The 26444-nt window shown below is 67.3% G+C and carries 29 protein-coding genes and 4 pseudogenes; 21 read left to right on the top strand and 12 right to left on the bottom strand.

Features of this window, described 5'->3' with window-relative positions; all coding sequences use genetic code 11:
• Window positions 1-60 precede the first annotated feature (60 nt).
• The gene (locus HEB94_RS04690) at window positions 61-528 is read left to right on the top strand and encodes a hypothetical protein (protein WP_192748785.1); all 468 of its coding nucleotides are present in this window, start codon (window positions 61-63) and stop codon (window positions 526-528) included.
• Between the two features lie 66 nt (window positions 529-594).
• Window positions 595-828 carry a hypothetical protein gene (locus HEB94_RS04695; protein WP_192748786.1) on the top strand — a complete coding sequence of 78 codons (234 nt, stop codon included), beginning with the start codon at window positions 595-597 and terminating at the stop codon, window positions 826-828.
• Here HEB94_RS04695 and HEB94_RS04700 read toward each other — a convergent pair.
• Window positions 825-965 (bottom strand): hypothetical protein, encoded by a 141-nt coding sequence (locus HEB94_RS04700; RefSeq protein WP_192748787.1) that lies wholly within the window; start codon window positions 963-965, stop codon window positions 825-827. The two genes, HEB94_RS04695 and HEB94_RS04700, sit on opposite strands and share 4 nt — an antisense overlap.
• A gap of 203 nt (window positions 966-1168) precedes the next feature.
• Here HEB94_RS04700 and HEB94_RS04705 point away from each other — a divergent pair, with 203 nt between their 5' ends.
• The 6 genes from HEB94_RS04705 to HEB94_RS04730 all read left to right on the top strand — a co-directional run bounded on the left by HEB94_RS04705 (window position 1169) and on the right by HEB94_RS04730 (window position 5551).
• The gene (locus HEB94_RS04705) at window positions 1169-1744 is read left to right on the top strand and encodes a hypothetical protein (protein WP_192748788.1); all 576 of its coding nucleotides are present in this window, start codon (window positions 1169-1171) and stop codon (window positions 1742-1744) included.
• Window positions 1745-1998: 254 nt separating this feature from the next.
• Window positions 1999-2184, top strand: coding sequence for a hypothetical protein (locus tag HEB94_RS04710; protein WP_192748789.1), 186 nt, complete (start codon window positions 1999-2001; stop codon window positions 2182-2184).
• Window positions 2185-2265: 81 nt separating this feature from the next.
• Window positions 2266-2658, top strand: coding sequence for a hypothetical protein (locus tag HEB94_RS04715; RefSeq protein WP_192748790.1), 393 nt, complete (start codon window positions 2266-2268; stop codon window positions 2656-2658).
• Window positions 2659-2662: 4 nt separating this feature from the next.
• The gene (locus HEB94_RS04720) at window positions 2663-2893 is read left to right on the top strand and encodes a hypothetical protein (RefSeq protein WP_192748791.1); all 231 of its coding nucleotides are present in this window, start codon (window positions 2663-2665) and stop codon (window positions 2891-2893) included.
• Between the two features lie 772 nt (window positions 2894-3665).
• Window positions 3666-4316 (top strand): hypothetical protein, encoded by a 651-nt coding sequence (locus HEB94_RS04725; protein WP_192748792.1) that lies wholly within the window; start codon window positions 3666-3668, stop codon window positions 4314-4316.
• Window positions 4313-5551, top strand: coding sequence for an efflux RND transporter periplasmic adaptor subunit (locus tag HEB94_RS04730; protein WP_192748793.1), 1239 nt, complete (start codon window positions 4313-4315; stop codon window positions 5549-5551). The genes HEB94_RS04725 and HEB94_RS04730 overlap by 4 nt, the downstream gene beginning before the upstream one ends.
• Before the next feature lie 44 nt (window positions 5552-5595).
• Here HEB94_RS04730 and HEB94_RS04735 read toward each other — a convergent pair whose 3' ends face one another.
• On the bottom strand, window positions 5596-6783 hold the full coding sequence (locus tag HEB94_RS04735) for an RNA-guided endonuclease InsQ/TnpB family protein (protein ID WP_192748794.1): 1188 nt from the start codon (window positions 6781-6783) through the stop codon (window positions 5596-5598).
• A gap of 92 nt (window positions 6784-6875) precedes the next feature.
• Here HEB94_RS04735 and HEB94_RS04740 point away from each other — a divergent pair, with 92 nt between their 5' ends.
• Both HEB94_RS04740 and HEB94_RS04745 read left to right on the top strand, forming a co-directional pair.
• Window positions 6876-7679, top strand: a complete 804-nt coding sequence (locus HEB94_RS04740) for an ABC transporter ATP-binding protein (protein WP_192748795.1) — start codon at window positions 6876-6878, stop codon at window positions 7677-7679.
• A complete protein-coding gene (locus HEB94_RS04745; protein ID WP_192748796.1) occupies window positions 7676-8884 on the top strand; it encodes an ABC transporter permease in 1209 nt (402 codons plus the stop codon). Before HEB94_RS04740 ends, HEB94_RS04745 begins: the two co-directional genes overlap by 4 nt.
• 124 nt (window positions 8885-9008) lie before the next feature.
• Here HEB94_RS04745 and HEB94_RS04750 read toward each other — a convergent pair whose 3' ends face one another.
• From HEB94_RS04750 to HEB94_RS04760, 3 genes are all read right to left on the bottom strand, one after another.
• A complete protein-coding gene (locus HEB94_RS04750; protein WP_202896122.1) occupies window positions 9009-9593 on the bottom strand; it encodes a carboxymuconolactone decarboxylase family protein in 585 nt (194 codons plus the stop codon).
• Window positions 9590-9874 carry a carboxymuconolactone decarboxylase family protein gene (locus tag HEB94_RS04755; protein WP_202896123.1) on the bottom strand — a complete coding sequence of 95 codons (285 nt, stop codon included), beginning with the start codon at window positions 9872-9874 and terminating at the stop codon, window positions 9590-9592. The genes HEB94_RS04750 and HEB94_RS04755 overlap by 4 nt, the downstream gene beginning before the upstream one ends.
• 681 nt (window positions 9875-10555) lie before the next feature.
• Entirely contained in the window at window positions 10556-11734 is a 1179-nt protein-coding gene (locus HEB94_RS04760; RefSeq protein WP_192748798.1) for an AcrVA2 family anti-CRISPR protein, read from the bottom strand.
• Window positions 11735-11897: 163 nt separating this feature from the next.
• On the opposite strand from HEB94_RS04760, the pseudogene HEB94_RS04765 reads away from it, so the two are divergent.
• The 7 genes and pseudogenes from HEB94_RS04765 to HEB94_RS54345 form a co-directional block, all read left to right on the top strand.
• Window positions 11898-12860: pseudogene (locus HEB94_RS04765) on the top strand (ISAzo13 family transposase); the annotation flags it as partial.
• Between the two features lie 580 nt (window positions 12861-13440).
• A complete protein-coding gene (gene ltrA / locus HEB94_RS04770; protein WP_192748800.1) occupies window positions 13441-14868 on the top strand; it encodes a group II intron reverse transcriptase/maturase in 1428 nt (475 codons plus the stop codon).
• 64 nt (window positions 14869-14932) lie between these two features.
• Window positions 14933-15289, top strand: a complete 357-nt coding sequence (locus HEB94_RS04775; protein ID WP_192748801.1) for an ISAzo13-like element transposase-related protein — start codon at window positions 14933-14935, stop codon at window positions 15287-15289.
• A gap of 246 nt (window positions 15290-15535) precedes the next feature.
• On the top strand, window positions 15536-15826 hold the full coding sequence (locus HEB94_RS04780) for a hypothetical protein (RefSeq protein ID WP_192748802.1): 291 nt from the start codon (window positions 15536-15538) through the stop codon (window positions 15824-15826).
• A 1019-nt stretch (window positions 15827-16845) separates the two neighbouring features.
• Window positions 16846-17502 (top strand): HNH endonuclease family protein, encoded by a 657-nt coding sequence (locus HEB94_RS04785; RefSeq protein ID WP_337917470.1) that lies wholly within the window; start codon window positions 16846-16848, stop codon window positions 17500-17502.
• 63 nt (window positions 17503-17565) lie between these two features.
• Window positions 17566-17772, top strand: coding sequence for a hypothetical protein (locus HEB94_RS04790; protein WP_202896125.1), 207 nt, complete (start codon window positions 17566-17568; stop codon window positions 17770-17772).
• A 702-nt stretch (window positions 17773-18474) separates the two neighbouring features.
• Complete coding sequence (locus tag HEB94_RS54345; protein ID WP_420481516.1) at window positions 18475-18822, top strand: ArdC family protein; 348 nt, start codon at window positions 18475-18477, stop codon at window positions 18820-18822.
• Here the strand turns inward: HEB94_RS54345 and HEB94_RS04795 are convergent.
• From HEB94_RS04795 to HEB94_RS54350, 3 genes and pseudogenes are all read right to left on the bottom strand, one after another.
• Window positions 18743-19258 carry a hypothetical protein gene (locus tag HEB94_RS04795; RefSeq protein ID WP_192748804.1) on the bottom strand — a complete coding sequence of 172 codons (516 nt, stop codon included), beginning with the start codon at window positions 19256-19258 and terminating at the stop codon, window positions 18743-18745. The two genes, HEB94_RS54345 and HEB94_RS04795, sit on opposite strands and share 80 nt — an antisense overlap.
• A gap of 1074 nt (window positions 19259-20332) precedes the next feature.
• Complete coding sequence (locus HEB94_RS48995; RefSeq protein WP_238361425.1) at window positions 20333-20701, bottom strand: efflux MFS transporter permease; 369 nt, start codon at window positions 20699-20701, stop codon at window positions 20333-20335.
• Between the two features lie 68 nt (window positions 20702-20769).
• A pseudogene (locus HEB94_RS54350) lies at window positions 20770-21186 on the bottom strand (MFS transporter); the annotation flags it as partial.
• Between HEB94_RS54350 and HEB94_RS04805 the strand changes: the two are divergent.
• Window positions 21161-21409, top strand: a complete 249-nt coding sequence (locus HEB94_RS04805; protein ID WP_202896128.1) for a MerR family transcriptional regulator — start codon at window positions 21161-21163, stop codon at window positions 21407-21409. The pseudogene HEB94_RS54350 and the gene HEB94_RS04805 sit on opposite strands and share 26 nt — an antisense overlap.
• A gap of 9 nt (window positions 21410-21418) precedes the next feature.
• On the opposite strand, the gene HEB94_RS04810 is transcribed toward HEB94_RS04805, so the two are convergent.
• Together HEB94_RS04810 and HEB94_RS04815 are read right to left on the bottom strand one after the other, a co-directional pair.
• Window positions 21419-22063 (bottom strand): FUSC family protein, encoded by a 645-nt coding sequence (locus HEB94_RS04810; RefSeq protein WP_337918507.1) that lies wholly within the window; start codon window positions 22061-22063, stop codon window positions 21419-21421.
• Between the two features lie 5 nt (window positions 22064-22068).
• Window positions 22069-22236, bottom strand: a pseudogene (locus HEB94_RS04815) (IS1380 family transposase); the annotation flags it as partial.
• Window positions 22237-22628: 392 nt separating this feature from the next.
• On the opposite strand from HEB94_RS04815, the gene HEB94_RS04820 reads away from it, so the two are divergent.
• The 3 genes and pseudogenes from HEB94_RS04820 to HEB94_RS50205 all read left to right on the top strand — a co-directional run.
• Entirely contained in the window at window positions 22629-23585 is a 957-nt protein-coding gene (locus tag HEB94_RS04820) for an IS110 family transposase (protein WP_202896129.1), read from the top strand.
• 206 nt (window positions 23586-23791) lie between these two features.
• Complete coding sequence (locus HEB94_RS04825) at window positions 23792-24883, top strand: IS110 family RNA-guided transposase (RefSeq protein ID WP_192748806.1); 1092 nt, start codon at window positions 23792-23794, stop codon at window positions 24881-24883.
• A gap of 16 nt (window positions 24884-24899) precedes the next feature.
• Window positions 24900-25199, top strand: a pseudogene (locus tag HEB94_RS50205) (IS110 family transposase); the annotation flags it as partial.
• On the opposite strand, the gene HEB94_RS04830 reads toward HEB94_RS50205, so the two are convergent.
• Window positions 25170-25610: a hypothetical protein gene (locus tag HEB94_RS04830; RefSeq protein WP_420481517.1), complete on the bottom strand. Its 441-nt coding sequence runs from the start codon at window positions 25608-25610 to the stop codon at window positions 25170-25172. The pseudogene HEB94_RS50205 and the gene HEB94_RS04830 sit on opposite strands and share 30 nt — an antisense overlap.
• A 161-nt stretch (window positions 25611-25771) precedes the next feature.
• On the bottom strand, window positions 25772-26170 hold the full coding sequence (locus tag HEB94_RS04835; protein ID WP_192748807.1) for a hypothetical protein: 399 nt from the start codon (window positions 26168-26170) through the stop codon (window positions 25772-25774).
• Window positions 26171-26444: the final 274 nt, after the last annotated feature.

Below are 26444 nucleotides of genomic sequence, written 5' to 3' on the forward strand. Positions count from 1 at the left end.
GCGGCCACGGCCGCAGCGGACGCGGCCATCCCGCACAAGACCGTCGGCGAAGACAACGCAGTGAGCAGGCCCGAGGTGCGCCCCGCCTCGGTGTCGGCGACGTCGCAGCCAGCGTCGAAGTGGCTCGTCTGCTGGGCGAGGCCACACGCCCCGCAGGAGGCGGCGGACTACTGGCTCTACTCGGCGGTCTACTACGGGTGCGACACCGACGACAACCGGCTTCCGGCCTCCCTTCGCGAGGAGGTTCGGCTTGAGGTCTGGAACGGGTCGCTCAAGCGGTGGCTCACCGTGAAGAAGACGGTCTCGACCAAGCCGCACCTAACCCCTGAGGTTCTTGACACCGTCGAGATCGGGCCGTGCCGCTCAACCCACCCGTGGCACACCTTCCGGACCTACACCGTCATCACCGGCACCATCGTCGGCGGCAAGCCGGACAGCGACGACGGCTACGCGCCCAGCCAGGGCAGCAAGGAGGACTACCCCTACGGGCGCGGCGTCCGAATCCGCTGCATGATCCCGACCAGCTAGACGCCGTAACGACCGACCTGCCCCCTCGCCGGCCGGCGAGGGGGCAGACTTCTTCCGGGAGGCAGCATGACCGAGAACGAGAGCGTCGTCCGTATCTGGCGACAGGCCGGCAGCGAACTTGGCGACCCGGGCGTGTGGTGGGTGGCCCGCTGGAGGTGCGGCCGGGAGGGCAGTAGCCGCCAGGCGCAGGACCGGGAACTGGTCCTGGCGTGGGCCCGGGACCAGGAAGCGGACACCAAACTGATTCAGGACCCCGACACGGGCGAGTGGTCGCCTTGGACGCCGGAGACAGACGGCTAGTACCTCGCGTACAGCTCGTTGAGGTACGCGCGGGCCGCCGTGTCGTCGAGCCCCTGGTCCCGGGCAAGCTTCACGAACGCCGAACCCGCACGGGGTGACGAGTAGCCCCGACCGCCAGCCTCACCGAGGGGTTTCACCACGGTTTCCCTGTCGGTGGAACGGGAGGGGATGGCAACTCAGGGCGCGGGCCGTGTATCCCCCACCGCGGTCGTGTCGAGGGCACTGTCTCGCCCCATCCACCTGCCGGTCATCAGAACAGCGGCAAGGGTTGCGATCTGCTCTCTCGTCGTCGGGTACGAGGGCAAACTGCGTTCGGGGCGGGCCATGGACCTGGAGAATCATGAGCACCAACGACTGTCGGCTGTCCGTAGTCCCGGGCCGGTCGGACGAGAACCCGGCCGGCATCTACAGAGATCTTGAAGACGCCATCCGCGAGCTGCACGCGGTCAGCAACCGGGCCTTGTTGCAGGCCCTCAAGATGATGAAGATGATCGACCCGACGTACGCCCGTCGACACGAACTGCACGGCGAGGTCGGCGAGCCACCCAGTCCGCCGCGTGAGGCCCGTCTGGCCTACGAACAGATGACTCGACTCCACGACATCCGCCAGGCGATCAACAGCGAGGTCGTCGAACTCGACAAGCGGCTCTACGGGGAGACGATCACGCCTCCGGGGATCCTCGACAAGCGGCCGGTAAGCCTGCGGATCCGCCGTGTTTACACCAACCTCATGGGCGACCCGGGCCCGTGGTGGGAAGCGAGGTGGAGATACGACAACGGCACCGGCAGCACCAGGCAAGCCAAGGACAGGGCCGATGTCCTGGCCACTGCGGCAGGCGAGCCCGCCCCGGACATGCAGATCCAGGACCCCGAGTCCGGCGAGTGGTCGCCGTGGACCCCAGAGGCAGACGGCTAGTACCTCGCGTACAGCTCGTTGAGGTACTCGCCTGCTGCCGTGTCGTCGAGTCCCTGGTCCCGGGCACGCTCCACGAACGCCGCCTCAGAATCCGCCCCGCCCGGCGATGCACTGGATTCCCGTCCCCCCGCGCTGCGGATGTGGGCACGGCTGGTTCGCGATGCCGGTAAGCCGGCACGGCGGTGAAGTCGTCCGCCGTGCCACGCCAGCGCTTAACGCGGTCTCGGGCAAATGACCGAGCGGAACCCAGCAGCATGACGATGATGGCAGCGTCGGGCTACAAGGTGACGTCCACTGCGTTCATCGTGGACAAGCAACTCGCGTGCGCGACCGCGCTTCTGCTGCCCAACAGCGACTGGCGGACCAAGGCGTGGGTCAAGTACAGGACGCCGCTGCTCAACTGGGTCACGACCGACCCGGACTACAGCGGGTGCTGCTGAACCAGCGCCGCCTGTAACGAACTGAGTCAGTCTGCCTCCTCGTCCTGGGTGAGGGAGCAGACTGCGCGTTTGGGAGGACGAATGAGTGACGACGAAGCCAAGGCCCGGGAAGCCCTAGCGGCCGGGCGTATCGACGAGGCGCAGGTGTACGCAACCCTGCACCAGGCGGCGGTACAGCAGGGCATCCATCAACGCCTCTACACCGTGCTAGTGCTGAGCAAGCGGACGATGGTGGCGGCCGAGGCCGCCAGCCCGCGCGGCATCATCCTGATCCAACGGTCAGGGGTCGAGCCGGAGGAGGCCGACGTCTGGACGGCTGTGCTCAACGACCGCGACGCCGGTGTATCGAACATGTCCGGCCCCAAGGCCGTTGTCCTCGAATGGGCGCGGTCGCGGCCGGCCGACATCTGCATGATCCGAGACCCGGAGACCGGCGACTGGTCGCAGTGGCTGCCCGACAGCGAAGGGAGGTGAGAACATGAAGAGGAAGAGGATCGCGATCGCAGCGGCGACCATCCTGGTCGGCGCGGGGGTGGCCGGGACGCTCGTCGCGTTCACGACGGGCGACCCCGAGCCGAAGTCGTGCGAAGAGCTGCTGAAGAACCCGCCCGAGGGTCCCTGGACCTGCTACGGCCCGCCGCCAAAGGAGTACGGCGGCGACTACGGCTGGACCGGTGACCCCGCCACCAGCGTGTTGGTCCACGAGTAGCCAGATCGCTGCGCTGGTCCTAGCCGGCATGTCCGGCTCGGACCAGCGCGGCGCCGAGCGGAACAGCAGCAACCGAGTCGTCTCGACGACCTCCATGTCAGTACCTCGCGTACAGCTCGTGCAGATTGCCTCGAGCGCCTGGTCGTCGAGCCCGTTGTCCCGAAGGAGCTTTACGAACGCAGCCTCGGACTCCGTCCCGGCTGCGGTGATGCACTGAGCTCACATACCCCGGATCACGTCCGGGGCGACAGTGACCTCCTCCGAGCCAAGTCGGAACACAACGACCCGGGTTCCCGCGTCGAGTCCACGGCAGACTTCACCGACCACGTCGGCCCGGTCGCGGACTGCTCACTGGGAAAGTCCTCGAACGCTTCGAGGGGCAGAGCGGTCGTCGTCGGAGTCGTTGATCATGCCCGCACGGTGCCGATCACGCGCGGCCTAAACGCTGACCGGGCCGACGACCTTGGCGCACGCGATACAGACGTCCCCGATGATGCCGGGCTCACATTCGTTCAGCGCCTCGCGCGGTAGGTACGCGGAACAGATGCAGCACCTCACCCCACCGTCGGTGAGTTTGGTGAGCTTCACCCATCTGGATCCATCCGGTAGCTGAACCGTCAGGAAGTCGACTGGCTGGGCTCGGGTCCGCGCGGCGTTCACCTGCCCAGTCTGACGTGCTTTGGCCGCGCGCACCGATACGTTCCCGAAACCGCCCGGTCCTTACAACGGACGCAGAAGGTTTTCTCATCCGCTGACTGCGAAGGGCGTCTCCATGAACCACCTTCCCGCCATCCGTACCGCCACCGCTGGCCCGAGACGGGCGGTCCCGTTTCGCCGAACCGGGTCCTGGGCCGCGGCCCTGATCGCGGTCGCCCTGATGTCTGTGGGCTGCGCCGCGGAGCAACCGGCCAGTACGGGCGTGGCGAGCATCGGGGACACGCCGGCCCCCTCGGCCGCCGCTGACAACACCGACACCTCCGGCGATGGCAACGGCGGCCGTGACGCTCAGGTCGCCTATTCCCAGTGCATGCGTGAGAACGGGGTGAAGGAGTTCCCCGACCCCGACGGCGAGGGACGCCTGACGCTGAGGGCTCGGCGGGGCAGCAGTCTCGACCCGGACAGTCCGACGTTCAAGGCCGCCCAGGAGGCGTGCCGGGGGCTGCGGCCCCAACCGGGAGCCGCGGAGCGGGAGCAGAACCGGGCGGCGAGCCTGAAGTACTCCCAGTGCATGCGGGAGCACGGCATCAAGGACTTCCCCGACCCGAACCCCGACGGCGGCATGCGGATCGAGATGCGTCCCGGTTCTGACATGGACCCGCGGAACCCGAAGTTCCAGGCCGCCCAGGAGGCGTGCAAGTCGTTCCAACCCGCCGGGAAGGGCCCCATCGGAGGAGCGGTCACGGAGGGGAAGTCGGGTTCATGAGCACCGTCCGTCCTGACACCGACGCCGCGACCGACCTCGACCGCGAAACCACCACGGCCGAGTTCGCCGCCGCGCGGCACAGCATGCCGCTCCCGCCACCGCCCAGGCGTCGGCTCCGCCGGCGGCTGCTGCTCACCGGCGCGGTCGTGGTCGTCCTGGCCGGCGGTGTGGTCGCGGTCGACCAGTTCCGCCCGTACGGCATCGACCTCGCCCACCCGCTCGGCACCCGGCAACCGGCCGCCGCCCCCACCCCCGCCGCCACCACGAGCATCACGGCGGCGGTGACCCGCCAGACCCTGTCGGCCCGCACCACCGTGGACGGCACCCTCGGCTACGCCGACAGCCACAACGTCATCAACCAGGCCCGCGGTGTCCTCACCGCCCTGCCGACGATCGGCCAGGTCGTCAAACGGGGCCAGGTGCTGTACCGGGTCGACGGGGAACCCGTGATCCTGATGTACGGGGACATCCCCGTCTACCGCGACCTGGCCGCGGGTGACGACGCCTCCGACGTGACCGGCCAGGACGTGCAGCAGCTCAACGCCAACCTGGTCGCCCTCGGCTACGCCAGCTCCGACGAACTCGACCCTGACTCTGATGAGTTCGGCTGGCGTACGACGAACGCGATCGAGGAACTCCAGGACGACCTGGGCCTGGAGGAGACCGGCAAGCTCACCCTCGGCCAGGTCGTGTTCGCGCCGACCGCGCTGCGGGTCACCGCCGTCCCCGCCACCCCGGGCACCCCGGCCGGGCCCGGCGCCACGATCCTGCAGGCCACCTCCACCGCCCGGCAGGTCAGCGTCAACCTCGACACCGCCCAGCAGTCCCAGCTGAAGGTCGGTGACCAGGTGAGCATCACGCTGCCGGACAACCGGACCACGCCGGGCCGGGTCGCCGAGGTGGGCAGGGTCGCCACCACACCACAGGACGAGCAGGAGTCCCCGACCATCGAGGTCACGATTACCCCGACCCGTCCCAAGGACACCGGCACCCTGGACCAGGCGCCGGTCGAGGTGGCCGTCACCACTGGGCAGGTCAGCGACGCGACCGTCGTACCGGTCGAGGCTCTCCTCGCCCTGGCCGGCGGCGGATACGCCGTGGAGGTCGTCGCACCCGACGGCACGCATCAGCTGGTACGGGTGAGCCTCGGCCTCTTCGACGACGACGCCGGGGTGGTTCAGGTCACCGACACCGACCTGGCGCTCGGGCAGCGTGTGGTGGTGCCGTCAACTTGACGTCCTCCAAGGCGTGAAACGCCTGGGATTCCAACCGAACGTTCCTATGTGGAGAGGAGGACAGGTTGAGGTTCGCGGTTCAGCGGCTCACCCAACGGCGAGCCTCCCCACGCAGTCACGGCACGTCCTGCCGCGATGTTGCGTGCCGCGTTCACGTCAGCGTGGGCCACATGCCTGCAGGCGCGACAGACGAAGACCGCTTGGCTCTGACGGTTCTCCGCGTAGCAGTGCCCACACGAATTGCAGGTCTGAGACGTGTACGCGGGGTTGATCTTCTCCACCCGGCCAGGAGCCTTCTGCTCCAACCGGGTCACCAGCCGACCCCACCCAGCCGCAAGGATGGACCGGTTGAGTCCAGCCTTGGCCCGCACGTTGGTCCCGGGCTCCTGCACGGTGCCGCGCGCCGAAGTGACCATGTTCCGGATCTTCAGGTCCTCCACCCGGATCACATCGAAGCGGCGAGCCACATCCGTGGAAGTCTTCTCTACCCAGTCCTTACGACGGTCGGTCTCACGAGCCTTGATCCGCGCGACCGCGGCCTTGACGTTCTGTCGCCGGTTCGAGCCACGCCTGGCGCGCGCCAGCCTTCGTTGCAGCCGCAGCAGACGCTTCGCCTCGGTCTCCCGCAGCCCAGGCGCGGACAGCAGTTCACCCGAGGACAGAGCAGCAGAGGTGGCAACACCCCGGTCCACTCCAACGACCGCACCCGTCCCAGGTGCGGGGACCGGCTCGGAGATCACAGCAAACGCCACATGCCAGCGGCCGACCCCGTCCCGGGTGACCCGAAACGACCTGACCCCATCAGGGAGCTGGCGAGACCAGCGGAAGCGAACCCAGCCGACCTTCGGAACCCACACCTTGCCCACCTTGCGGGAGACCCTCCGCACATTCCATTGGCGGCCGCGCCGCCCGACGATCCGGAACCCCTCATGTCGTCCGGCCTTCCGCCACGTCGGCCGACGGTGCGTCCCAGCGAAGAAGTTCGCCATTGCCTGGGCGAAATCCCGCAACGCCTGCTGCTGCACCGTCTGCGACCCCGCTGCCAGCCACTCGAACGCCTTCCTCGCCTCGGTCAACTGACGGCACTGCTCCACATAGCCCGGCGCACTAGACCGCCCGGGCCGCCAATGCTGCTGCTGCTCACACGCAAGATTCCACACGAACCTCGCGTGCGCGCAGTGCCCAAGCAACACCCGCTCCTGGGCGGGCGTAGGCACAAGACGAAATCGCATCCAAACACGCTATCCACCACCACCGACATCCCAAGGAGGCAGCGGCGTCTCCTGCCCGGCCTGAAGCCCAGGGTCTCCACGCCGCCAATAAAATGAGCATTCCCACGACCACCCCAGAGACCACCAACGACGGATCCACCGCAAGGCAAGGCCCGGACGGGAACGGCGCCCGCCCTGTCCTGGAACTCGACACGGTCACCAAGATCTACCCCAGCGAACCACCGGTGACCGCTCTCCACGGCGTCAACCTCACCATCTGGCAAGGCGAACTCCTCGCCATCGTCGGCCCCTCCGGGTCGGGCAAGACCACCTTGCTCCACCTGATGGGAACCCTCGACCGTCCCAGCAGCGGAACCGTCCGCATCACCGGACTGGACGCCTCGGCGATGAGTGACCGCCAGCTGTCCAAACTCCGTGCCACCCGGATCGGCTTCGTGTTCCAGCAGTTCTTCCTCGCCGAACACGCCACCGTCCTGGACAACGTCGCCGACGGACTCCTCTACGCCGGAACACCCCACCGGCACCGCCGCGAACTCGCCGCCCAGGCCCTCGCCGCCGTCGACCTCGACACCCGCCTGCACGCCCGCCCCACCCAACTCTCCGGCGGGCAGCGACAACGCGTCGCGATCGCCCGCGCCCTGATCGGCCGCCCGGCGATCGTCCTGGCCGACGAACCCACCGGCAACCTCGACCACGCCACCGGCCAGTCGATCCTCGCCCTCCTCGACGCGCTCCACGAGAACGGCACCACCATCGTCGTGATCACCCACGACCGGGACATCGCCGCCCGCATGCCACGCCGCGTCGAGGTACTCGACGGACGGATCGTCACCGACACCGCCGCCCCGGGCCACCCCCAGACAGGCAACCCAACGACGGGAGGGCGACCGGCATGACCAGCACCCTCGCCCCCACCACCGGCCGGCTCCGCCCCTCCGACCTGGCACGCGTGGCCAGCGTCGGCATGCGGACCCGGAAACTGCGCGCCGGACTGTCCGCCCTCGGCATCGCCATCGGCGTAGCAGCCATCGTCGCCGTCCTCGGCCTGTCCTCCTCCTCCCAGGCCGGGCTGCTCGCCCAGATCGACAGCCTGGGCACCAACCTGCTCACCGTCACCAACGGGCAGACGATGTTCGGCGAGACCGCGGAACTCCCCACCCAGGCACCCGCCATGATCGCCCGGATCGGACCCGTCACCCAGGTCCAGTCCACCGGCACCCTGGGCGACGTCCACGCCTACCGCAGCCCACTCATCCCCGACATCAACACCAACTCCCTGTCCGTGCGCGCCGCGACCCTGGACCTGCCCCGCACACTCGGCACCGGCCTCGCCCAGGGCCGCTACCTCAACGCCGCCACCGCCCAGCAGCCCGTCGCGGTGCTCGGCGCCACCGCCGCGCAACGGCTCGGCATCGCCAGAGTCCATCCCGGCCAGCGCATCTGGGTCGCCGACCGATGGGTCTACATCACCGGAATCCTGCGCCCCTCCGTCCTCGCACCCGAGATCGACACCGCCGTCCTCATCGGCTTCCCGGCCGCGCAGAAGTACTTCGACTTCGACGGCCACCCCTCCACCATCTACGTCCGAAGCGACACCAGCCAGGTCGACGCCGTCCACGCCGTCCTCGGCGCCACCGCCAACCCGAAGGACCCCAGCGAGGTCAACGTCAGCCAACCCTCCGACGCCCTCGTCGCCCGAGCCGCCGCCCAGAGCGCCTTCAACTCCCTCTTCCTCGGGCTCGGCGCGGTAGCCCTGCTGGTCGGCGCGGTCGGCGTGGCCAACACCATGGTCATCTCCGTCCTCGAACGACGACCCGAGATCGGACTACGCCGAGCGCTCGGCGCCACCAAGGGCCACATCCGCATCCAGTTCCTCGCCGAGGCGATGCTGCTGTCCTTCCTCGGCGGCACGGTCGGCGTGGGTGTCGGGACCGCCGCGACCGCCATCTACGCGAGTACGAAGGACTGGGCGGTCGTCGTCCCCACCATCGCCTGGGCCGGCGGCCTCGCCGCCACCGTGCTCATCGGCGCCGTCGCCGGACTACTCCCCGCGCTGCGCGCCGCCCGCATGTCACCCACTGAGGCACTGTGGACGATCTGAATCCCGCCCCCGACCCTTCCCGCACCAGGTCCGTGACCCGCAGCAGGTGGTACGGCCCGGAGGTCGACATGCTCGAGGACCGCACGAGGGAGGTCGCGCGTGGAAGCGGCCGGCGCTGCGTGGGCTACCGGTAGCCCCGTTTGAGCAGATACTTCGCTCCTGCGTCGTAGCCTTCGGGGCTGAGCAGTTCGAACCCGAACGCGTCGGCGAGCCGGCTCGTCGTGTTGAAGGCGGCACAGACCGCCAGCGCGTCCACGACCTGCTGGGGCGAGACGCCGGCGGACAGCACCGCACGCATGTCCTCGGCCTTCAGCTCACCTTCGGCGGTCAGCTTGCCGAGCATCCGCAGCGTCGCCCGGAGCGGCTCCTCGACGGGGGCCGACTCCAAATCGGCGAGCACCGCCGCGACCCGTGGCCCGTCCTGGTACGCCTGGCTTGCGGTCGCGGTGTGCGCGCCGACGCAGAACGCGGACTCGTTCACCTTGGACACATACGCCGCCATCAGCTCCCGGTCGCCGATCGACCAGCTGGACGGGCCGCGCATCGCCTCGTGGGTGAACTCCTTCGCCCGGGCGCCGTAGAAGTCGGGCCGGTAGAAGGTCAACTTGGCGGCGTCGGGTACCGGGTGCCCGGAGAACAGCCGGATGAGCGCGAACAGCAGTTTGGTTCCGGGGCCGTAGCCGCCGTTGAGGATGTCTAGGCGCATCATCCGGCGTCCCCGTTGCCCGTTGCTTCGGCCAGGGCCGCCAGGCCCGCTTCGTAAAGCCGGGCCGAGTGGCCGACCGCAGCGCAGATCACCAGCTCGAATAGCTGGTCCTCGCTGAAACCCGACGCCTTCGCCGCAGCCAGGTCCGCCTCGCTGACCTGCACCGGCCCGCCGACGACCTTGCCGATGAGTGCGTCCAACGGCGGGGAGAGACCCTCGTTGCCGAAGGCGCCCGCTCGCTGCTCCGCGGATGCCCTGCCCTCCCCGTTCAGCACGCGATCCACCAAGGCTCGGTGCGCTGCTCGCTTCCTGTCCTCATCCGGCACGGCGCCCTCCGTCTCCTCTACAGCTCGGCGATCTGCCTCCATGTACAAGACGACTGGCGCGCCACCGAACACGACACACCGCCAAAAGAAAATCAACCACAAGATGCCTCAGCGGGCCAGGCGGAGACTTCCCTGACGGTTGTCTCATGCACCGCTTGGACGATCCGGGCGATCACCGGTACCTGTACCGCAAGACGCCACGACGACGGGCCCCCCGTTTACCCCAAGAACTGGATCAACCTCCGGAACCCGATGACTCTGCACGACGGAGCTCGACGGCCTCGTGGGCGCGATGACATCCCCCACCACAGCCGGTCTCGTGGATCACCGCCATCGCATCCTCGGCTTCTGCCCCTGTCGAGTAGAGCTGCACTGTCAGGTCCCCACAGTGGGCAACTGACGCGAAGGGGCCATCTCCGCTGATCCACTCCGCGCGCGGCCAGATACATTCCGCGAGGCTCCTCCAGCTGCGGTGCTCGCGGGGGGCAGCTGTGCTTGTTGTAGATCTTCACCTTGTCCTCGTCTTATCCGGGTCCTTGCCGACGTTCGTTTCGTGCTCCTGGCCAGTCCGCACGCAGCTTCCGCCACTCACGATCCAAGTCGTGAAACCGGAATGTCTGCGGGTTCCAAGAACCTCTACTACCGGCTGGCAGTTGAGGTGTTTGGACGCCCATTCCCGTCCACTCCCGGCAGCCGGTAGACCTGCCAGCCCAACGGACCGCTGTGGGCGTTGACAACCGTTGGGGGTATGCGCACCCATTTGATGTCCCGATTCGATGGTCCGTAATGCTGCCGGCGCCAGTAACCACGACGTCGGTGAGGGCGTAGGCGGAGCCCCGATGGCCCGCCGTCGTGCGCGGAGCGACCACGGATACTCCGGGCGTCGAGTACGTGCACCCCAGATCCCCGATCCGCCGACTGCTCCCAGATGCCGTCCGCACGCGTCTGCTGGTCTGATTCGTCTCGGTGCCAGTCGGCCCAGGACACGACGGCGATCATGTTGTCAACAATCGTCCGATGAGCCGTCAGCGATCGCCGACCGAAGACGAGCTCCCGACCTAGGATCCGGCCTGAGCCTGGATCTGTCAGCGCGAGGCACCAGGCAAAGTCATCCGTTGGAACCCCGTCACGGTCAGCAAACAGAAGGAGCGCCTCAACAGCAGCTCCGTAGTACCTGATCAGACTCCACACGCTCGCAAGTGAGCCTTTCCGCGTCGCGGCATCCTCCGCGGTGCGGACTGTCCTCATCATGACGCTATCCCAGGTGAGGCGCCGCGGATCCATGTCGGGACCGGGTACGGCCGCGGTCGACCGAAGCAGCTGATGCTGGATCCCCTCGGGAGGGGACGCTTCTATCGGCGGCATAAGGAGTGGATCCGCGAAGCAGAGCAGAACGGTGCCGAAGGGTAACCGCAGGTCCGTCGCAGCGTCGTCGGCGAGCGGCTCACTGTCGGCGTGTGCGGCCGCATGGCCCGGCGGCAGCCAGTAGATCGCTGCGTCATGAAGGCCATGGGTGACACGTTGCGCGTGGAATGCAGCTGACCTGGCCAACGGAAGGGTCTGCTGGGCCCACTCCTTCTCGTTGGCGTAAGGAAGCAACTCAACAAGGGCATGGATATTGCACCAGTCACCAGCGGCAGAGGCGCGGTACCAGTAGCGCAGCGCCACAGCATCGGACGGTCGGGTGTAGACGGGTCTGCTCGACCACGGCGCGAGGAGCCGTCCGGACTTCTGGATCAGTGAAATATCCGTCTCCCAGGCGGCCTTCCACACCTTCAGCCGACTCTGAGGATCGGCGAGATCGGCGTCGCTAGACACGGGCAGAGGATCTCCGAGTAGGCCCAGCGCCGGCCGAAGCGACGCAACGTCTTGGTCGTCGGCGTGTTCCGACGTCAGCCATGGAGCTGTGAACCAGGACGCTAAGGGGGCGTCCGTAAATTACATGGGCGTGACTCTTTCATGATCTACTCGTTGTGAGGGCATGGTTACAGAACGGGGTCTTGCCGAGAAGCTTGCCGTGCTCAAGCCGCACCTGGACGAGCGGCAGTGGCGGTTGCTGCTGGGGGCTGAGGCGGAGGCGATCGGTTGGGGCGGGATCGCGTTGGTGGCGCGGCTTTCTGGTGCGTCGCGTTCGACGGTTCAGGCTGGGGTGAACGAGGTCCGTGCCGGTGCCGAGCCTGATGCGCGTGTGCGTGCGCCTGGTGCGGGGCGCCCGGCGACTGAGGATGCCCAGCCTGGCGTTGCCGAGGCGTTGGAGGAGCTTGTCGCGCCGGAGACCCGTGGGGATCCTTCCTCTGTGCTGCGGTGGACGACGAAGTCGGCAGCCCAGTTGGTGAAAGGCTTGACCGCCAACGGTTTCACGGTGGGCAAGACGACCGTGACCAGGCTGCTCAAAAAAGCCGGGTACCGGCTGCAGTCGACGTTCAAAACCAAAGAAGGCGCCTCGCATCCGGACCGGGATGCCCAGTTCCGGCACATCAATGACACCGCGGCCGAGTCTCTGGCTGCTGGTGACCCGGTCATCAGTGTGGACACCAAGAAGAAGGAGTTGGTGGGTGAGTATGCCAACAACGGTCGGGAGTGGGCCCCGGCCGGACAACCCGTGAAGGTCAACGGTCATGACTTTCCCACCGGTGTGCCCAAAGCGATCCCCTACGGTATCTACGACCTCGGCGCAGACGACGGTTTCGTGTCCGTGGGCGTTGACCATGACACGGCAGGGTTCGCGGTCAACGCAATCCGCACCTGGTGGGAACACGTCGGCCGCGAACGCTACCCCAAGGCCAGCAGGCTGATGCTGACCGTTGACGCGGGCGGTTCCAACGGCTACCGGCTGCGAGGGTGGAAAGTCGAGCTGGTGAAACTGGCGGCCGAGATCGGCTTGGACATCTGGGTGTGTCACTTCCCGCCCGGCACGTCGAAGTGGAACAAGGTCGAAGTGCGCCACGAGGCGTCACCGGTTCGGGAGGGGGTGCAAGACCCCTTCCCCTGTGTTGTCGCAGCAGCGTGGGGAAGCTGAGGGCAGCCACGGCGCGGAGACACGCGGCGGGGTGGGAGCAGCCCTGACAAAGCCGGGGCGGGCCAGCACTGTCAGATGGCCCGGGTCCGGCGAGCAAGACCGGAAGGTGGACGAGAGAAACCAGTGTTTGAAGCCTCGTAAGTGTTCCACCGGCTCGAATCTGACGGATGTGGGCCGGGATGCAGCGCACGCCGCCTGCGGGCGGCGACTTCGAAGCCGGTCTTTCGATGCCGGTGGGAAGGCCACGCTGAAAGTCTGCGGCGTAGGCGTGGCGATGCTGCCGGGGTAGAGCTGGCCGCCTCACCGGTCGACCGAACGGTGATGAACGTGGGAAGCGACCCGTCGTTCCCTCCCGCTGCGGTGGTGGGTAGGTGTGTCGTCCGCCGATGGCGGCGGGTCGTGGCGGAGGTCCCGTAGTAGTCCGAGCGTGCGAGAGGCACGTACATGGCGAAGGGGACCAGCAAGTCGGCAGTCGAGGAACTGGAGGACCAGGAGGATGTCGCCGGTGAATACCGACGAGCTGGAGTCGGCACTGTTCCGGGCCGAGCGAAGGGTACTGGAGATCCAGACGAAGCTGCACCGTTGGGCTCGTGACGAGCCTCACCGCAGGTTTGATGATCTGTTCAATCTTGTCGCCGATCCCGCGTTCTTGTTGGTGGCGTGGGATCGGGTGCGGGGCAACAAGGGTGCCCGCACGGCCGGGGTGGACGGGCGCACCGCTGTGTCCATCCAGGTCGGGCAGGGCGTCGAGGAGTTCCTCGACGAGCTGCGGACCTCGTTGAAGGACCGGAGCTTCCGCCCGCTACCGGTGCGGGAACGGATGATCCCGAAGGCGAACGGCAAGCTGCGTCGCCTCGGGATCGCCACCATCACCGACCGGGTGGTCCAGGCATCCTTGAAGCTGGTGTTGGAGCCGATCTTCGAGGCGGACTTCCACCCGTGCAGTTACGGGTTCCGCCCGAACCACCGGACCCATGACGCGGTGGCCGAGGTGCGCTTCCTGGCAGCCAAGTCGTATGAGTGGATCGTGGAAGGCGACATCAAAGCCTGCTTCGACGAAATCTCGCACTCGGCCCTTCTGGACCGGGTGCGGCGACGTGTTGGAGACAAGCGCGTCCTGGCCCTGGTGAAGGCGTTCCTCAAAGCGGGCATCCTCGGCGAGGATCGCCTGCTGCGGGAGAACAACACCGGCACCCCGCAGGGGTCGATCCTCTCACCGCTGCTCAGTAACGTGGCCCTGTCGGTCCTGGACGAACACATCGCCCAGGCACCCGGGGGTCCGGCGGCCAGCAGGTGGGAGCGCGTTAAGCGGCGACGGCACGGTCTGCCCACCTACCGCCTGGTCAGGTTCGCAGACGACTGGTGCCTGATGGTCAACGGCACCAAGGCCGACGCCGAAGCGCTCCGCGAGGAGATCGCCAGGGTCCTCACCACGATGGGCCTACGCCTGTCGCCGGAGAAGACCCTGATCACCCACATCGACGAGGGTCTCGTCTTCCTCGGGTGGCGGATCCAGCGCCGCCGGAAGCGAGGCACCAGCCGGTACTACGTCTACACCTACCCCTCACATAAGGCCCTCACGGCCGTGATGGCCAAGGTCAAGACGCAGTGCCGCAAGACAGGCACCAGCCTGCCACTGGACACCCTGCTCATCGAGATCAACCAGATGGTGCGGGGCTGGTGCGAGTACTTTCGCCCCGGCGTGTCCAGCGCGACCTTCCAGTACCTAAGTTCCTACGTGTGGAAGCGGGTCATGAAGTGGCTCAAGCGCAAACACCGCAGAACCTCCTGGAAGGAACTGCGTCGCCGCTACTGCGGCGGCCGGTGGTGGCCAGCCAGCAACGAACGGGAGCTGTTCGACCCAGGCAAGGTACGCACCACGCGCTACCAATACCGGGGAACGAAGATCCCATCGCCCTGGCCAGTCGGGTGAGGCAGAAACACGGCCGTGCAACGGGGCCTGCGGAGCGCCCGGTGCCGGGAGACTGGCACGCCGGGTGCGGGAATGCGGCCTGGGGAAACGGGGCGGTCGAAAGACCGCAACCGCGCCCCCGGCCGACTTTCACCATCGGCTGTTCTCGTTCATCTCGATCAACTGGCGTGGCCGGCCGTTGACCGACTATCAGGTCATCGTGGAGACGATCGGTGCCACAACCACCAAGACCGGGTTCAGAGTCGAGGCGATCCTGGACACCAACACATACCCGACCGGAGAAAAGATCACCAACGCCCAGATGAAGACCGTCCCGATCACCCACAACGACTTCCACGGCGAATGGAACTACACCATCCACTCTCGACCAATCCCGGAAGCCCTTCAAAACAACGAAGCCCGCCACGGAACGACCAAGTAATACTTGGACGTCCCCTAAGGCGAGGGCATCGACGTCGTACGGCGTGCTCACTTCGAGCTGGTCCAACGCCGACCACTGAGCGCGCATGGCCTCCGACAACGCGTCGGGCAGCTGTCGCCGACGTGCGGAATCAACACCGTCGGTGATGCCCTTCACTCCGGGCGGTTCGAACTCTCGCGCCTGGAGCCCCACCGTACGCAGCGGTTCCGGCAGCCATGGCGCGTACCACGTGAGGGGACTGAAGGCGTGGGTAACATCGCCTGCCACTTTCTGCCCACGTGCAGCGGCCCGCGCCACGGCGACCCGATTCGCCGTTTTGTATCCACCCTCCGCCAGGACGATGGTTGGTACGCCGCGCAGCAGGGACTGGAGCGCCGCCGCGCCACCCAGTCGCGCCTTCAGCTTCTCCCTACAACGCTGCCAGTCACGATCGACGGCCGCCTGCGTCCGTTCAACGTCGACAACCAGGGGCCCCAGTTCGTCGAGGAGGCGTGTCAACGACTCCTCTTCATGTACGGTCGAGGCCCGAAGCGCTGAACGTTCGACCTCGACCCTGTCTCTCGCCAGGCGAGCCTGCCGGGCACCAGACCGTGCCCGCTCGACATTGACCTGCTCACCGGCTATCTCGGCCCGGAGCGCGGCAATGGCCTTGCGGTCACGAGTCGCGCGTCGTCCCTTGTACTTACCCCTCCCCACCGGCACGCCCTCCAGAGACAGGTCGTGACCGCGGAGACGATGAGAACGAGCCCATCACCGCTGGCGGGAGGTGCTCACTCAGGAACCCCTGCAGCCGTTGGCGCGCTCCATCGGCATCCGACAGGGCCTTGAGAAGGCCAGGGGTCGAGCCGACCAGGTCATCATGCCCCTCAGCGCTCACCCGCTCGACTTGGAAGCGAACGGTGTCGACGCCAGCAAGGGCGGTCCGAGCCCTGTCGACCAGGGACTCCACCCTGCCGTGAAGGCGTTCCAGCTCCGGAGTAAGGCCCGCGTCTGAGGCTCGTCGAACGTTAAGTAGGGCACGAAGGTGCACTTCCAGCGCCTGTGCTTCTCGCTCCAGTTGGCCACGCAGTCTTCGTGTCGTCTTGAGCTCGTCCCGCGCCTGCGCGAGCCCGTCGTCCACCGATGGAGTGTTGTTCTCAGGTGCGATGTCTGGGTGATCAGCCACAGCCGGAGCGTAGCCGTCTGCGCGCCAGGATGCAGCGCAAGACAAGCGCGGCAGCCAGACACGAGCCGCTTACGTGGCCTGCGGGTTCGGCCTGATATCGCGGGCGATGACGGCGCGTCGAGAAGCGTCGCAAACTCGCGGCATCAAGGTTCCTCCGACGTACCTGCGGTCTACGCACGCAGCCGGACACGGTCCACCCAGGCCAGTTCGGCTACCTCGTCCTCCGCGGCGAGATCCGGCTTCATCCGGCAACAGATTCGTGGGCCGGCCACCTGCCGGTTGCTTGCGGACTCCCCGGTCTTCTACTAACCGTCACGGCACGGTCACGTAGCGATCATCGTCGCCCGGCACGGTCAGACGAGTCACACCCTGTCACCTCCTGGGAGGACCCGTGTTCGGATCAACTACCGTGCGCCGCAGGCTCCAGCTCGGTGTGGTCGGCGCCCTGGGCGCCGCCGTACTGTCGGTGACGCTGACGTCGCCGGCCAACGCCAGCCCGCCCAACATCCCGAGCAAGTCCACTGCGCAGTCCGAGCTCAACGCACTGACCATCGGTTCAGAAGGCTCCATGAGCGGCTACTCGCGCGACCTGTTCCCCCACTGGATCACGATCTCCGGCAGCTGCAACACCCGGGAGACCGTGCTGAAGCGGGACGGCAGCAACGTCCTCGTCGACGGCTCCTGCTATGCGACCTCCGGCAGCTGGTACAGCCCCTACGACGGCGCCACCTGGCACAGCCCCGCCGACGTCGACATCGACCACGTGGTGCCGCTTGCCGAGGCGTGGCGTTCCGGCGCCAACAGCTGGACCACAAGCAAGCGACAGTCATTCGCCAATGACCTCACCAACCCGCAACTGATCGCGGTAACCGACAACGTCAACCAGGCAAAGGGCGACCAGGACCCATCCACCTGGCAGCCACCGCGGACGTCCTACCGCTGCACCTACTCCAAGATGTGGATCCACTCGAAGTATCGCTGGGGACTCAAGCTCCAGTCGGCAGAGGAGTCAGCGCTGCAGAGCATGCTCAACACCTGTTCCTCATGACAAAGAGAGCTGCACTTCATGACAGAGCTGAGGTCACCATTCACCGCGTCACCAGGCGGAGTGATGACCGAGGAGGTAGGCGTGATCACCGGTGAGCTGGAGCTGCGTACCGTCTGCACCGAAGACGGCTCGGTCCGCACGCTCGTCCGCTACGCCGAAGCCCTCGACTGGTACACCGTCCGCGGCGCAGACGCCCGGCTGCACGACCCACGGGACCATGAAGCATTGCACTCGACGCTGGTGAACGTGCTCCACCGGCCGCACGGCTGAACCCCCAACGGCAAAACGGCTGAACGGCGTACGCCAGGGAGGCCGGCCGACCCATCTGGTATGAAGGGACCCCTCGTTCAACTGGTTCGTATGAGGGGTCCCTCCATGCCGGGGGGATGCCCGTCCCGGCAGCGATGAGCCGGACGGAGCACGCCATCCGGTAGAGGCCGGCCAGGCGCGTGTTGGTCTCATACGCCGACCCGACCGGGAAGCGGTCGAAGACCTACGTCATGGCGCCTCAAAGGCGACGAATGCCCTTCGATCGGCGGGGACAAGGGCGGCAGCACTACTTCGTCGTGAGGTTGTTGACGCTGCCCGGGCCTGGAGGGGTAGCTCATCCGGCTGAGGGCAGGAGGGGCACGTGGTGAGAGGGATTATCACGCCACCGGCGATGCCGAGGAGGACTGATGCGGCCTCAGCGACGTACGCGGTCATGGCGGGCCAGCGTCCCTGTACGGCCTGTGCCTCGGCGGGAAGGCCCAGGCGCGTGACCTGGAAGGCGGACGCAAACCAGCGCGGCAGTAGAAGGCCGAGGCTACCTTGTTCGCGACGGCCAGGGCCGCGAGCCAGGTGTGCCCGCCGCCAGTTGCGGCGGTGAAGACCTCGAGGAGGGCGCGACCGCCACAGCCATCAGCGGGTATCCGACCTGGCTTCCATCGCCACCGCCCGCAGGAGCTCGCGACCGCGGAAGGTTGGCAGCGGATGCTCACCGGGGCTGCGGCAGGTCTGTGGCGATACAGCTTGAACAACCAGCTCCTGATCCTCGCGCAAGCCACCGAGCGAGGGATCAGCGCGACGCAGGTCGCCGGCTACCAGACCTGGCGCTCGCGCGGGCGGCAGGTCCGCCCCGGGGAGAAGGGCCTGGCCATCCTCGCGCCCACCGGCAGGTTCCTGGTGGATCTCGACGAGACCGAGCACCTCGGCGAGGGCCGGATCGTAGAGCTGCCGGACCGCACGAGAAAACGCGAGATCATCCTCTACGGGACCACCCCACGTCTGGGACATCAGTTACGGCCCCGACCCCCCTTCGGGGAGGACGGCTGCCGGTGACCTTGACGGCGATCTGTTTGCCGACGTCGGTGGTGACGGGGACGTAGGTCGATTCTGTGGCGCCTTCGATCGGCTCGCCGTCGCGGGTCCATTGGTAGCGGAACTCGGTGCCGGGGGTCCATCTGCCTGGCTTGACGGTAAGCGCCTTGCCCACCCTTCCGTTGCCGTTGATCTGGGGGGTGTCGGAGTCCAGTGTGATCAGTGTCCGGGAGGTGCCGGTGAGCGCCAGGGTGGTCCTGGTGTTGGGGACGTTGCTGTTGACCACGAGCCGGGCCCTGGAGGTCGTGTCGTCGTGGGAGGGGGCGAACCGCACGCGAACGGTGCAGGTCTGGGTGGGTGTCAGGGCCTGGCCGGTGCAGGTGTTGCCGCTGATGAGGAAGTCGTCGGCGGAGGCATTGTCGTCGTCTTCGGTGAAGACCTGCCCGATGTGCAGCACGTTGGAGCCGGCGTTGGTGAGGGTGATCGTCTGGGCCGGCCCGATCGTATTCGCTGCCTGGTCTGGGAAGGTATCGGGGCCGTTGAGCGCGGCGATGCTGCCGGCGGGGCCTTGCAGGGTGATGACGTCGGTGCGGGTCTTGCGGGTGTAGTTGTTGGTGTCGTCTTTGTTCTCCCCGCTACTGCACCTCGGATGGCGGCGGGCCCTGAGCCCGGCGGCATCCGTCGTTTCTCGTCACCTCAGGCGGTTCGAAGTCCCTTCTCGGGACTGTGGATCTAACGGTGTTTGGGGCCCGACACGCTGGATCCTGTTACAACCACTGCGGGCCGCGCTGCCTGTGAGCCGTGCCCGGAGCTTGTTCCGGGCCCCTCGGCCTTGTCTCCGTGCGCTGCCTCCAGGCCCGCGGCGCGGGACGACAGGCGAGGTTCCCTCCGCGACGTCGACGGCCTCACCCTTCGAGCCGGGACCGCCGGTCGGCAGTCCTCGCGCTCTCCACCCTTTTCACTAAAAGGAGCGCGAGATGGATGACACTCATCCGGGTGGCGTTCCTCCTTGTCGTAGTGGTCTTGATCGGGGTGCAGAATCGCGTCGGCGATGAATTCACCCGGGTTCCAGTGCTCGCCGATCGCGACCACACGCGCGTCGCCGATGATCTCGCGCAGCGGTTCCAGGTCATCGAGTGGCGCCGCCGGGTCGAGGTGGCTGAGCAGGACGGCATGCTCGCCAAGCCAGTCGGAGAACGAATGGGGGTGGGACGAAGCGGGCGTGCTGATTGCTCGACTCCTCAGTGCTTGGGACTCTGGAGTACGCGAACCCTGACGTGCGGGAACCCAGAGGCGACGATCGCTGCGAGGCCGATGCAGACGGGTATCACCATGGACCGGTGTCGAGCCAGAGGGCGCGGCACGGAGCATCGATGGCTCCGCCGGTGCGACAAACCCCGCAAGGGTTACCCGCCTGGCCTGTCCGTTCGGGTGGTCCGAGAGGCGAGGCCTGGGATCTCAGGATGACCAAGGTCGGGTAAGCCGCATGGACATGCGCCCACGACGACGCCGCATGACAGCATCCGCCGGATCATGTGGGCGCCACGGACTCACCGCCGCCGGGACAAGCGGCAGCCGAGGGGCCGCGGGTGCCGACCACTCTGCCGGTGCGTGGCGAGAGCACCAGGACAAGCAACCCGACCGGGAGCAGGCACCCTCCGGCTGCCAGCGCCGACATGCTGCGCACATCCTGCAGGTACTGGGTGGTCACGAACAGGGACGCGCTGAACCCGCACAGGGCCCCCAGCGCCATCAGGATCGCCGAGGTGAACGGCACGTTGCGGAACAGGCGCAGCTCCAGCAGCGGGTCGGCGCGGCGCGGTTCGTAGCCGAGGATGCCCAGCACGCCGAGCACGGCGACGGCGAGCAGGCCGAGGATGACCGGCGAGGTCCAGCCCAAGGACTTGGACTCGATGAGCGCGTAGACCAGGCTACCAGCACCAGGATCATCAGGGCCTGGCCCACCGGGTCGAACCTGCGCACCCGGGCAGCGCGGGACTCGGGCACGAACAGCGCCATCAACACGATCGCGGCCACGACGATCGGCACGTTGATCCAGAAGATGGCACGCCAACCGACGCCGTCGACCAGGGCGCCACCGACGATCGGACCCAGCGCGAGCGACAGGCCGGACATCGAGCCGAACACACCGATCGCCCAGGCCCGCTCGGCAGGGTCGGGGAAGACGGTGGCGACGATCGCCATCGCCACCGGGTCGAGCATCGTGCCTCCGACAGCCTGCAGCGCACGCGCCGCCACCAGCCACCCGATACTCGGCGCCAGGCCACACAACAGTGAGCCGAGCCCGAAGGTGGCGAGACCGACCTGGAAGACCCGACGGTAACCGGTCCGGTCGGCAGTGGATCCGGCCAGCACCAAGAACATCGGGCGCTACGCCCAACTCGTCGCCACCGGATACGGCAACGAGCAGGAACGACTTGCCCTCCTGGAAGAGCACCGCGCAGGAGTGGCCGCCAAGCTCGCCGAGGTACAGGAGAACCTCAAGCTCATCGACCACAAGATCGACGTCTACCGAGGCCGGCTCGATGCCGGCGACGCCGACCAACTCTGGGCACCCAAGCCTGAAACCTCCTCCCGTCGCGCCTGACCAGGTGGTTCAAGCGAACACTTGACCCCGACATGACGCTAGGAGTTCGCCAGGCACGCTGCGATCGGCAGCGGCCAACGGCCTCAGCGCGCAGAGCCGACCCGTCGATGATGCTGTGGCACAGGCGCGGCGATCGCCCGGTGTCGTAGAGATCAGCACTCGCCGGCGCCAGGGACGTGTTAGGGCACGTATCGCCCGCTGCGACCGCCCGCACGCCGCTGCACACGCGACGACCGCGGGGTACCACGAGGTCACATGGCGGCTCACCGGGGCAGGTTCGGCTAGCGCGCGCTGGAAGACCGCCCGCAGGTCCGACAGATGGCTGTACGCCTGAGTGTGCAGCTTCACAGCCACCGCATCCTCGCCAAACGCTTGGCCGAGGTAGTGACTGATCGCGCTCACCCCGTCGGCGAACTGCGGCCCGACATGGGCGTACCAGCTGCTCGGCCAGAGCGCGAAGCCGAGCACGAGGACGACTGCGCAACCAAGAACCGTGTCGAACAGCCGTGCCTCCGCCAACTGCCATCCGTCAGGCTCCAGCAGGTCGATCAACACGACGATAAGCGGGGTGAGGAAGACGGTGAACAGCCCGTAATTGCGGTTGATGCCGTAGGGGAGAAGGAACGCCAGGACCGCGATCACGATCAGGAGCAGCGGTCCGTGTTCGCGGCGAACCGTCCTGAGGGCAGGTGCGCGAGTGGCCCATCGATCAGGTCAGCGAACACCGTTTCGATGATTGCGTGCCGGCGGTGAGTGATGTCAGCCTGTGCGGTCGGTTCGGTGTTGTTGGTGAAGAACGGGTGATGACGCCAGACCGGGAACAGCTCCTCCTCGCCGGCCTGGTCGCGGGCGCGGTCACGGACCGCCCTGGATCGTGCTGATCGTGGTCGCCAGCGGCGACAGGCCCCGGCGCAACACCTGCCGGCCGCCGATCTTGGTGTGCCCGAAACTCCCGCCCTAATGAGAGCTACCGGGTTCGTCGTTGAGGCAGACTCGGTGCTTGGTAGCCGCTGGCAGGTGAGCACTCTCCCGCCCTGGATCTCGGGAGTCCTACAAGCAGATCGTGCCCCTTGCCGGTGGTCGGAAGAGTCGACCGCTGATGGGATGTCGTGCCCGCTGCTCATAGGCGTGAGCACTTGATCATTAGGGTGCTGGTGGTTCTTCCGCGGGCTACGTCAACCTGATCGTTGTGCGGGACACGGAAGAACGGAGAACGGGGTTGCTGTTCGTCGGAGACGACTGGGCCGAGGACCACCACGACATCGAGGTGCAAGACGAGACGGGCCGGCGGTTGGCCAAGGCCCGCTTCACCGAGGGGTTGGCCGGCGTCGCTCAGTTGCATGAGTTGGTCGCCCAGCACCTGGACGAGGACGAGGCCGACCAGGTCGTGGTCGGTATCGAGACCGACCGTGGTCCGTGGGTGCTCGCGTTGATCGCCGCGGGCTACCGGGTGTTCGCGATCAATCCGCTGCAGGTCGCTCGTTACCGCGAGCGGCAGAGTGTCTCCGGTGCCAAGAGCGACGCCGCGGACGCACACGCCCTCGCCGACATGGTCCGCACCGACTCTCATCAGCTGCGTTCGGTCGCCGGTGACAGCGACCAGGCCGAAGCGGTGAAGGTGGTGGCCCGCGCCCACAAGAGCCTGATCTGGGAACGCACTAGGCATGCGCAACGGCTACGTAACGTGCTGCGGGAGTTCTTCCCCGCGGCGTTGCAGGCCTTCGATGATCTGACTGCCGCCGATGCCCTTGAGCTGCTTGCCAAAGCCCCCGATCCTGATGCGGCGGCGCGGCTCACCATCGCGCAGATCAGCGCGGCGCTCAAGCATGCCCATCGACACCACGCCAGCGACAAGGCCCGGGTGATCCGCGCGGCGCTGCGCACTGAGCAGCTGCGTCAGCCCGCCGCGGTGACGACCGCCTACGCGGCCACGGTCCGTGCGCAGGTCGCCGTCATCGGCACCCTCAACGCGCAGATCAAGACGATGGGAGCGCAGGTCGAAGCCCATTTTGGTCAGCACCCGGACGCTGAAATCTACCTCAGCCAGCCCGGCATGGGCCCCATCCTCGGCGCCCGGGTGCTTGCCGAATTCGGAGACGATGACCACCGCTACGCCGACGCCCGCTCCCGCAAGAACTGTGAGGATCATGGCGTGTCGTCCCAGGCCGTGGCCTGACCCGCGCAAGAACTGGCCGTGATGCCTTCGTGTAGATCTGTCGGCCACGGCCTGGGACGGTGCGTGCGGCCGCCGGACCGGCGGGGCGTGTCCCGATAGGGGCCTTGCCGTGAACAGGGCACCATCACAGTTCTGACCGCCCACGCCTGGACCGGCGGTGGCCTTCCGTCCCCATGGCGATCAGGAGTCAGACGACCATGCCCAGCATGTCCCAACCCGTGCGGCGCGACCAGGATGAGACCAACCTAGACGACGTCGTCGTCGGCGTGGATACACACAAGAACACGCACACCGCGGCGGTGGTCACGCTTCTGGGTGCGCTGCTGGCCACCGCGACGTTCCCCGCGACCACCGCCGGCTACCGGGAGCTGGTGGCCTGGACGCGTGGTTTCGGGACGCTGCGGCGGGCCGGCATCGAGGGCACCGGCTCCTACGGCGCAGCGCTGGCCCGGTACTTGCGCTGCAAGGGTGTCGAGGTGATCGAGGTAAATCAGCCTGACAAGGCCACCCGCCGCCGGCGGGGCAAGACCGACGTCATCGACGCCGAGTCGGCCGCCCGCGCGCTGCTGTCGGGCCGGGCCACGGCCGCGGCGAAGACCGGGGACGGGCCCGTGGAGATGCTGCGGATGTTCAAGCTGGCCAAAGCATCCGCCCTCAAGGCTCGCACCCAGACGATCAACCAGCTCAAAGCCGTGCTCGTCGCCGCCGACCCGGCTCTGCGGGAGGCGATGTCCGGACTGAGCAACACCGCCCTGGTCCGGCACTGCGCAGCGCTGGAGGCCAGCACGCCCGACGATGTCGTCAGCGCCGCGGCCTACACGCTGCGCATCCTGGCCCGCCGGATCCTCGCGTTGACCACCGAGATCAGCGACCTGGAGCAACGCATCACCGAGGCGGTCAAAACCCGAGCACCCAGGCTGCTGGACCGGCCCGGCATCGGCCCCGACAACGCCGCGACCCTGCTGATCACGGTCGGCGACAACCCCGAACGGCTGCGCAGCGAGGGATCCTTCGCGTCGCTGTGCGGTGTCAGCCCGGTCGAGGCGTCCTCCGGGCAGACCACCCGCCACCGCCTCAACCGTGGCGGCGACCGCAACGCCAACGCCGCGCTCTACCGCATCGCCCTGTCTCGCCTGCGCTGGGATCCGGCCACCCGCGACTACATGCAACGCCGCATCAGCGAAGGCAAGACCCGACGCGAGGTTCTGCGCTGCCTCAAACGCTACATCGCCCGCGAAGTCCACCAGATCATCACCAAGTCCACACCAGACACAACCGCCAGTCCCGCAGCGGCTTGACATCCATAGGGGCATCTACGCCGGCACAAGCCCGATCACCCGCGCCTCGGGCAAGAAGAAGACCGTCCTCGCGCGTTACGTCCACAACAACAGACTGATCGATGCACTCGGCCAGCAAGCGTTCAGCGCCCTGACCGGCTCGCCAGGCGCCCGCTCCTACTACGACGAACTCCGCCGGCGCGGGACCGGCCACCGCGCCGCACTGCGTCAACTCGCCAACCGCCTCGTGGGCATCCTGCACGGCTGCCTCAAGACCGGCACCGTCTACGACGAAGCGGCCGCCTGGTCACACCACACCCACACCGCCGCCGCTTGACAATATTTCGCCATGGGATGTCTGCTTGGCGTGCCCATACACCGGGCGCAACAACGAGTCGATATCGATGAACGCCTGATCCTCGATACCCGGCAACAACCCGCTGGCCTGGACAAGGTTGACCAGATGGGCCCGCGCCACCGAGGCCAACTGCTGGGTGTGGCCATGGGTGAACTCCCGCAGAAACTGACCCAACGTCGCCGGCGCATACACGCCATCGAACAGCCGGCGCATCCCACCCGAGCGGATCACATCCAGATCATCGATACAGTCCGCGCCCGCGGCCATCCCCGCGATGATCGAGGCCAGCTTGCCCGCCGGGTTGGCCGCCGCCGAAGCCACCGTCGTCTCCGTGATCGCGACCCGTTCGCCCACCAGCTCCGACAGGCCCGCCCGCTCCGCCAGCGCCATCACCGGCACCAACCCCGCGCACGACACCAGATTCTGCTCATCGAAGACCGGCGTGGCCCGCGACCACCCATACGGTAGTTTCACTCTCAGTGCCTTTTGGATCGGGTTGGATCAGGACCTAGACACTCCAGATTCTCCCGATCCAGAAGGCACTTTCCCTGCTACCGCGCCGAGGCCCACTCACCCGGTCCACGGATTGAGGCTGAGCCAGCGTTGCCGCCGACCGTGAGCGCGGCCGACAGGAGCGCCAGCACCATGAATACCAGAACGACCAGCCAGCCTTGGCCCCGGACGAGCAGCCCAACCGTCAGGCCGAGCCCACCACCGAGGACACCGACCGTGGCGACCCGCTTCCCCCGGCCGAGATACGGACCACCGCGCTCGACAAGTGAGCTGGTGAAACCGCCTAGCGCGATCGGCAGGCCGATGCCTATCTGGCCCGTGAAGATTCCGAATGCGAGCGGCAGGCAGATCGCGATTGGGGTACGGATCATCCGTGCCCACGGCATCGGCACAGGCTTGAGCCGCACCACCTCGACCAGCCAGGCCGGCGCCGTCAAGCGGCCACCATCCCTCTCGATCCGGCGGGCTGGCGGCCCGCGCCTGGAACCGCACGACCCACCGTCGCCGACGCCTTGGCCAGCGGACCGCCTTCCCCATACCCGGCCGGGCGCCGCCGGGGAACCTGTCCGTGAAAACCGGACAGCACGCCGCGACCGTCGGCATGGGGACAATCGTCTTTGCCAGCTCCATCGGCCGGTGCCCCCTATATACGATGATGTGGCGTCCGAGGGCAACTCCTCACCTGAAGCCACACCTGTGATGCCGCGGTCC

The sequence above is a fragment of the Actinopolymorpha pittospori genome, assembly GCF_014873875.1.
GTDB classification, from domain to species: domain Bacteria; phylum Actinomycetota; class Actinomycetes; order Propionibacteriales; family Actinopolymorphaceae; genus Actinopolymorpha; species Actinopolymorpha pittospori.

Excerpts from the sequence above, each read along its gene's own strand:
- HEB94_RS04695 (WP_192748786.1), top strand. The coding sequence starts at position 595 with ATGACCGAGAACGAGAGCGTCGTCCGTATCTGGCGACAGGCCGGCAGC.
- HEB94_RS04730 (WP_192748793.1), top strand. The coding sequence starts at position 4,313 with ATGAGCACCGTCCGTCCTGACACCGACGCCGCGACCGACCTCGACCGC.
- HEB94_RS04710 (WP_192748789.1), top strand. The coding sequence starts at position 1,999 with ATGACGATGATGGCAGCGTCGGGCTACAAGGTGACGTCCACTGCGTTC.
- HEB94_RS04790 (WP_202896125.1), top strand. The coding sequence starts at position 17,566 with ATGACCGAGGAGGTAGGCGTGATCACCGGTGAGCTGGAGCTGCGTACC.
- HEB94_RS04825 (WP_192748806.1), top strand. The coding sequence starts at position 23,792 with ATGTCCCAACCCGTGCGGCGCGACCAGGATGAGACCAACCTAGACGAC.
- HEB94_RS04705 (WP_192748788.1), top strand. The coding sequence starts at position 1,169 with ATGAGCACCAACGACTGTCGGCTGTCCGTAGTCCCGGGCCGGTCGGAC.
- HEB94_RS04830 (WP_420481517.1), bottom strand. The coding sequence starts at position 25,610 with ATGGCGCTGGCGGAGCGGGCGGGCCTGTCGGAGCTGGTGGGCGAACGG.
- HEB94_RS04720 (WP_192748791.1), top strand. The coding sequence starts at position 2,663 with ATGAAGAGGAAGAGGATCGCGATCGCAGCGGCGACCATCCTGGTCGGC.
- HEB94_RS54345 (WP_420481516.1), top strand. The coding sequence starts at position 18,475 with ATGCTCACCGGGGCTGCGGCAGGTCTGTGGCGATACAGCTTGAACAAC.
- HEB94_RS04750 (WP_202896122.1), bottom strand. The coding sequence starts at position 9,593 with ATGATGCGCCTAGACATCCTCAACGGCGGCTACGGCCCCGGAACCAAA.
- HEB94_RS04715 (WP_192748790.1), top strand. The coding sequence starts at position 2,266 with ATGAGTGACGACGAAGCCAAGGCCCGGGAAGCCCTAGCGGCCGGGCGT.
- HEB94_RS04740 (WP_192748795.1), top strand. The coding sequence starts at position 6,876 with ATGAGCATTCCCACGACCACCCCAGAGACCACCAACGACGGATCCACC.
- HEB94_RS04725 (WP_192748792.1), top strand. The coding sequence starts at position 3,666 with ATGAACCACCTTCCCGCCATCCGTACCGCCACCGCTGGCCCGAGACGG.
- HEB94_RS04735 (WP_192748794.1), bottom strand. The coding sequence starts at position 6,783 with ATGCGATTTCGTCTTGTGCCTACGCCCGCCCAGGAGCGGGTGTTGCTT.
- HEB94_RS04745 (WP_192748796.1), top strand. The coding sequence starts at position 7,676 with ATGACCAGCACCCTCGCCCCCACCACCGGCCGGCTCCGCCCCTCCGAC.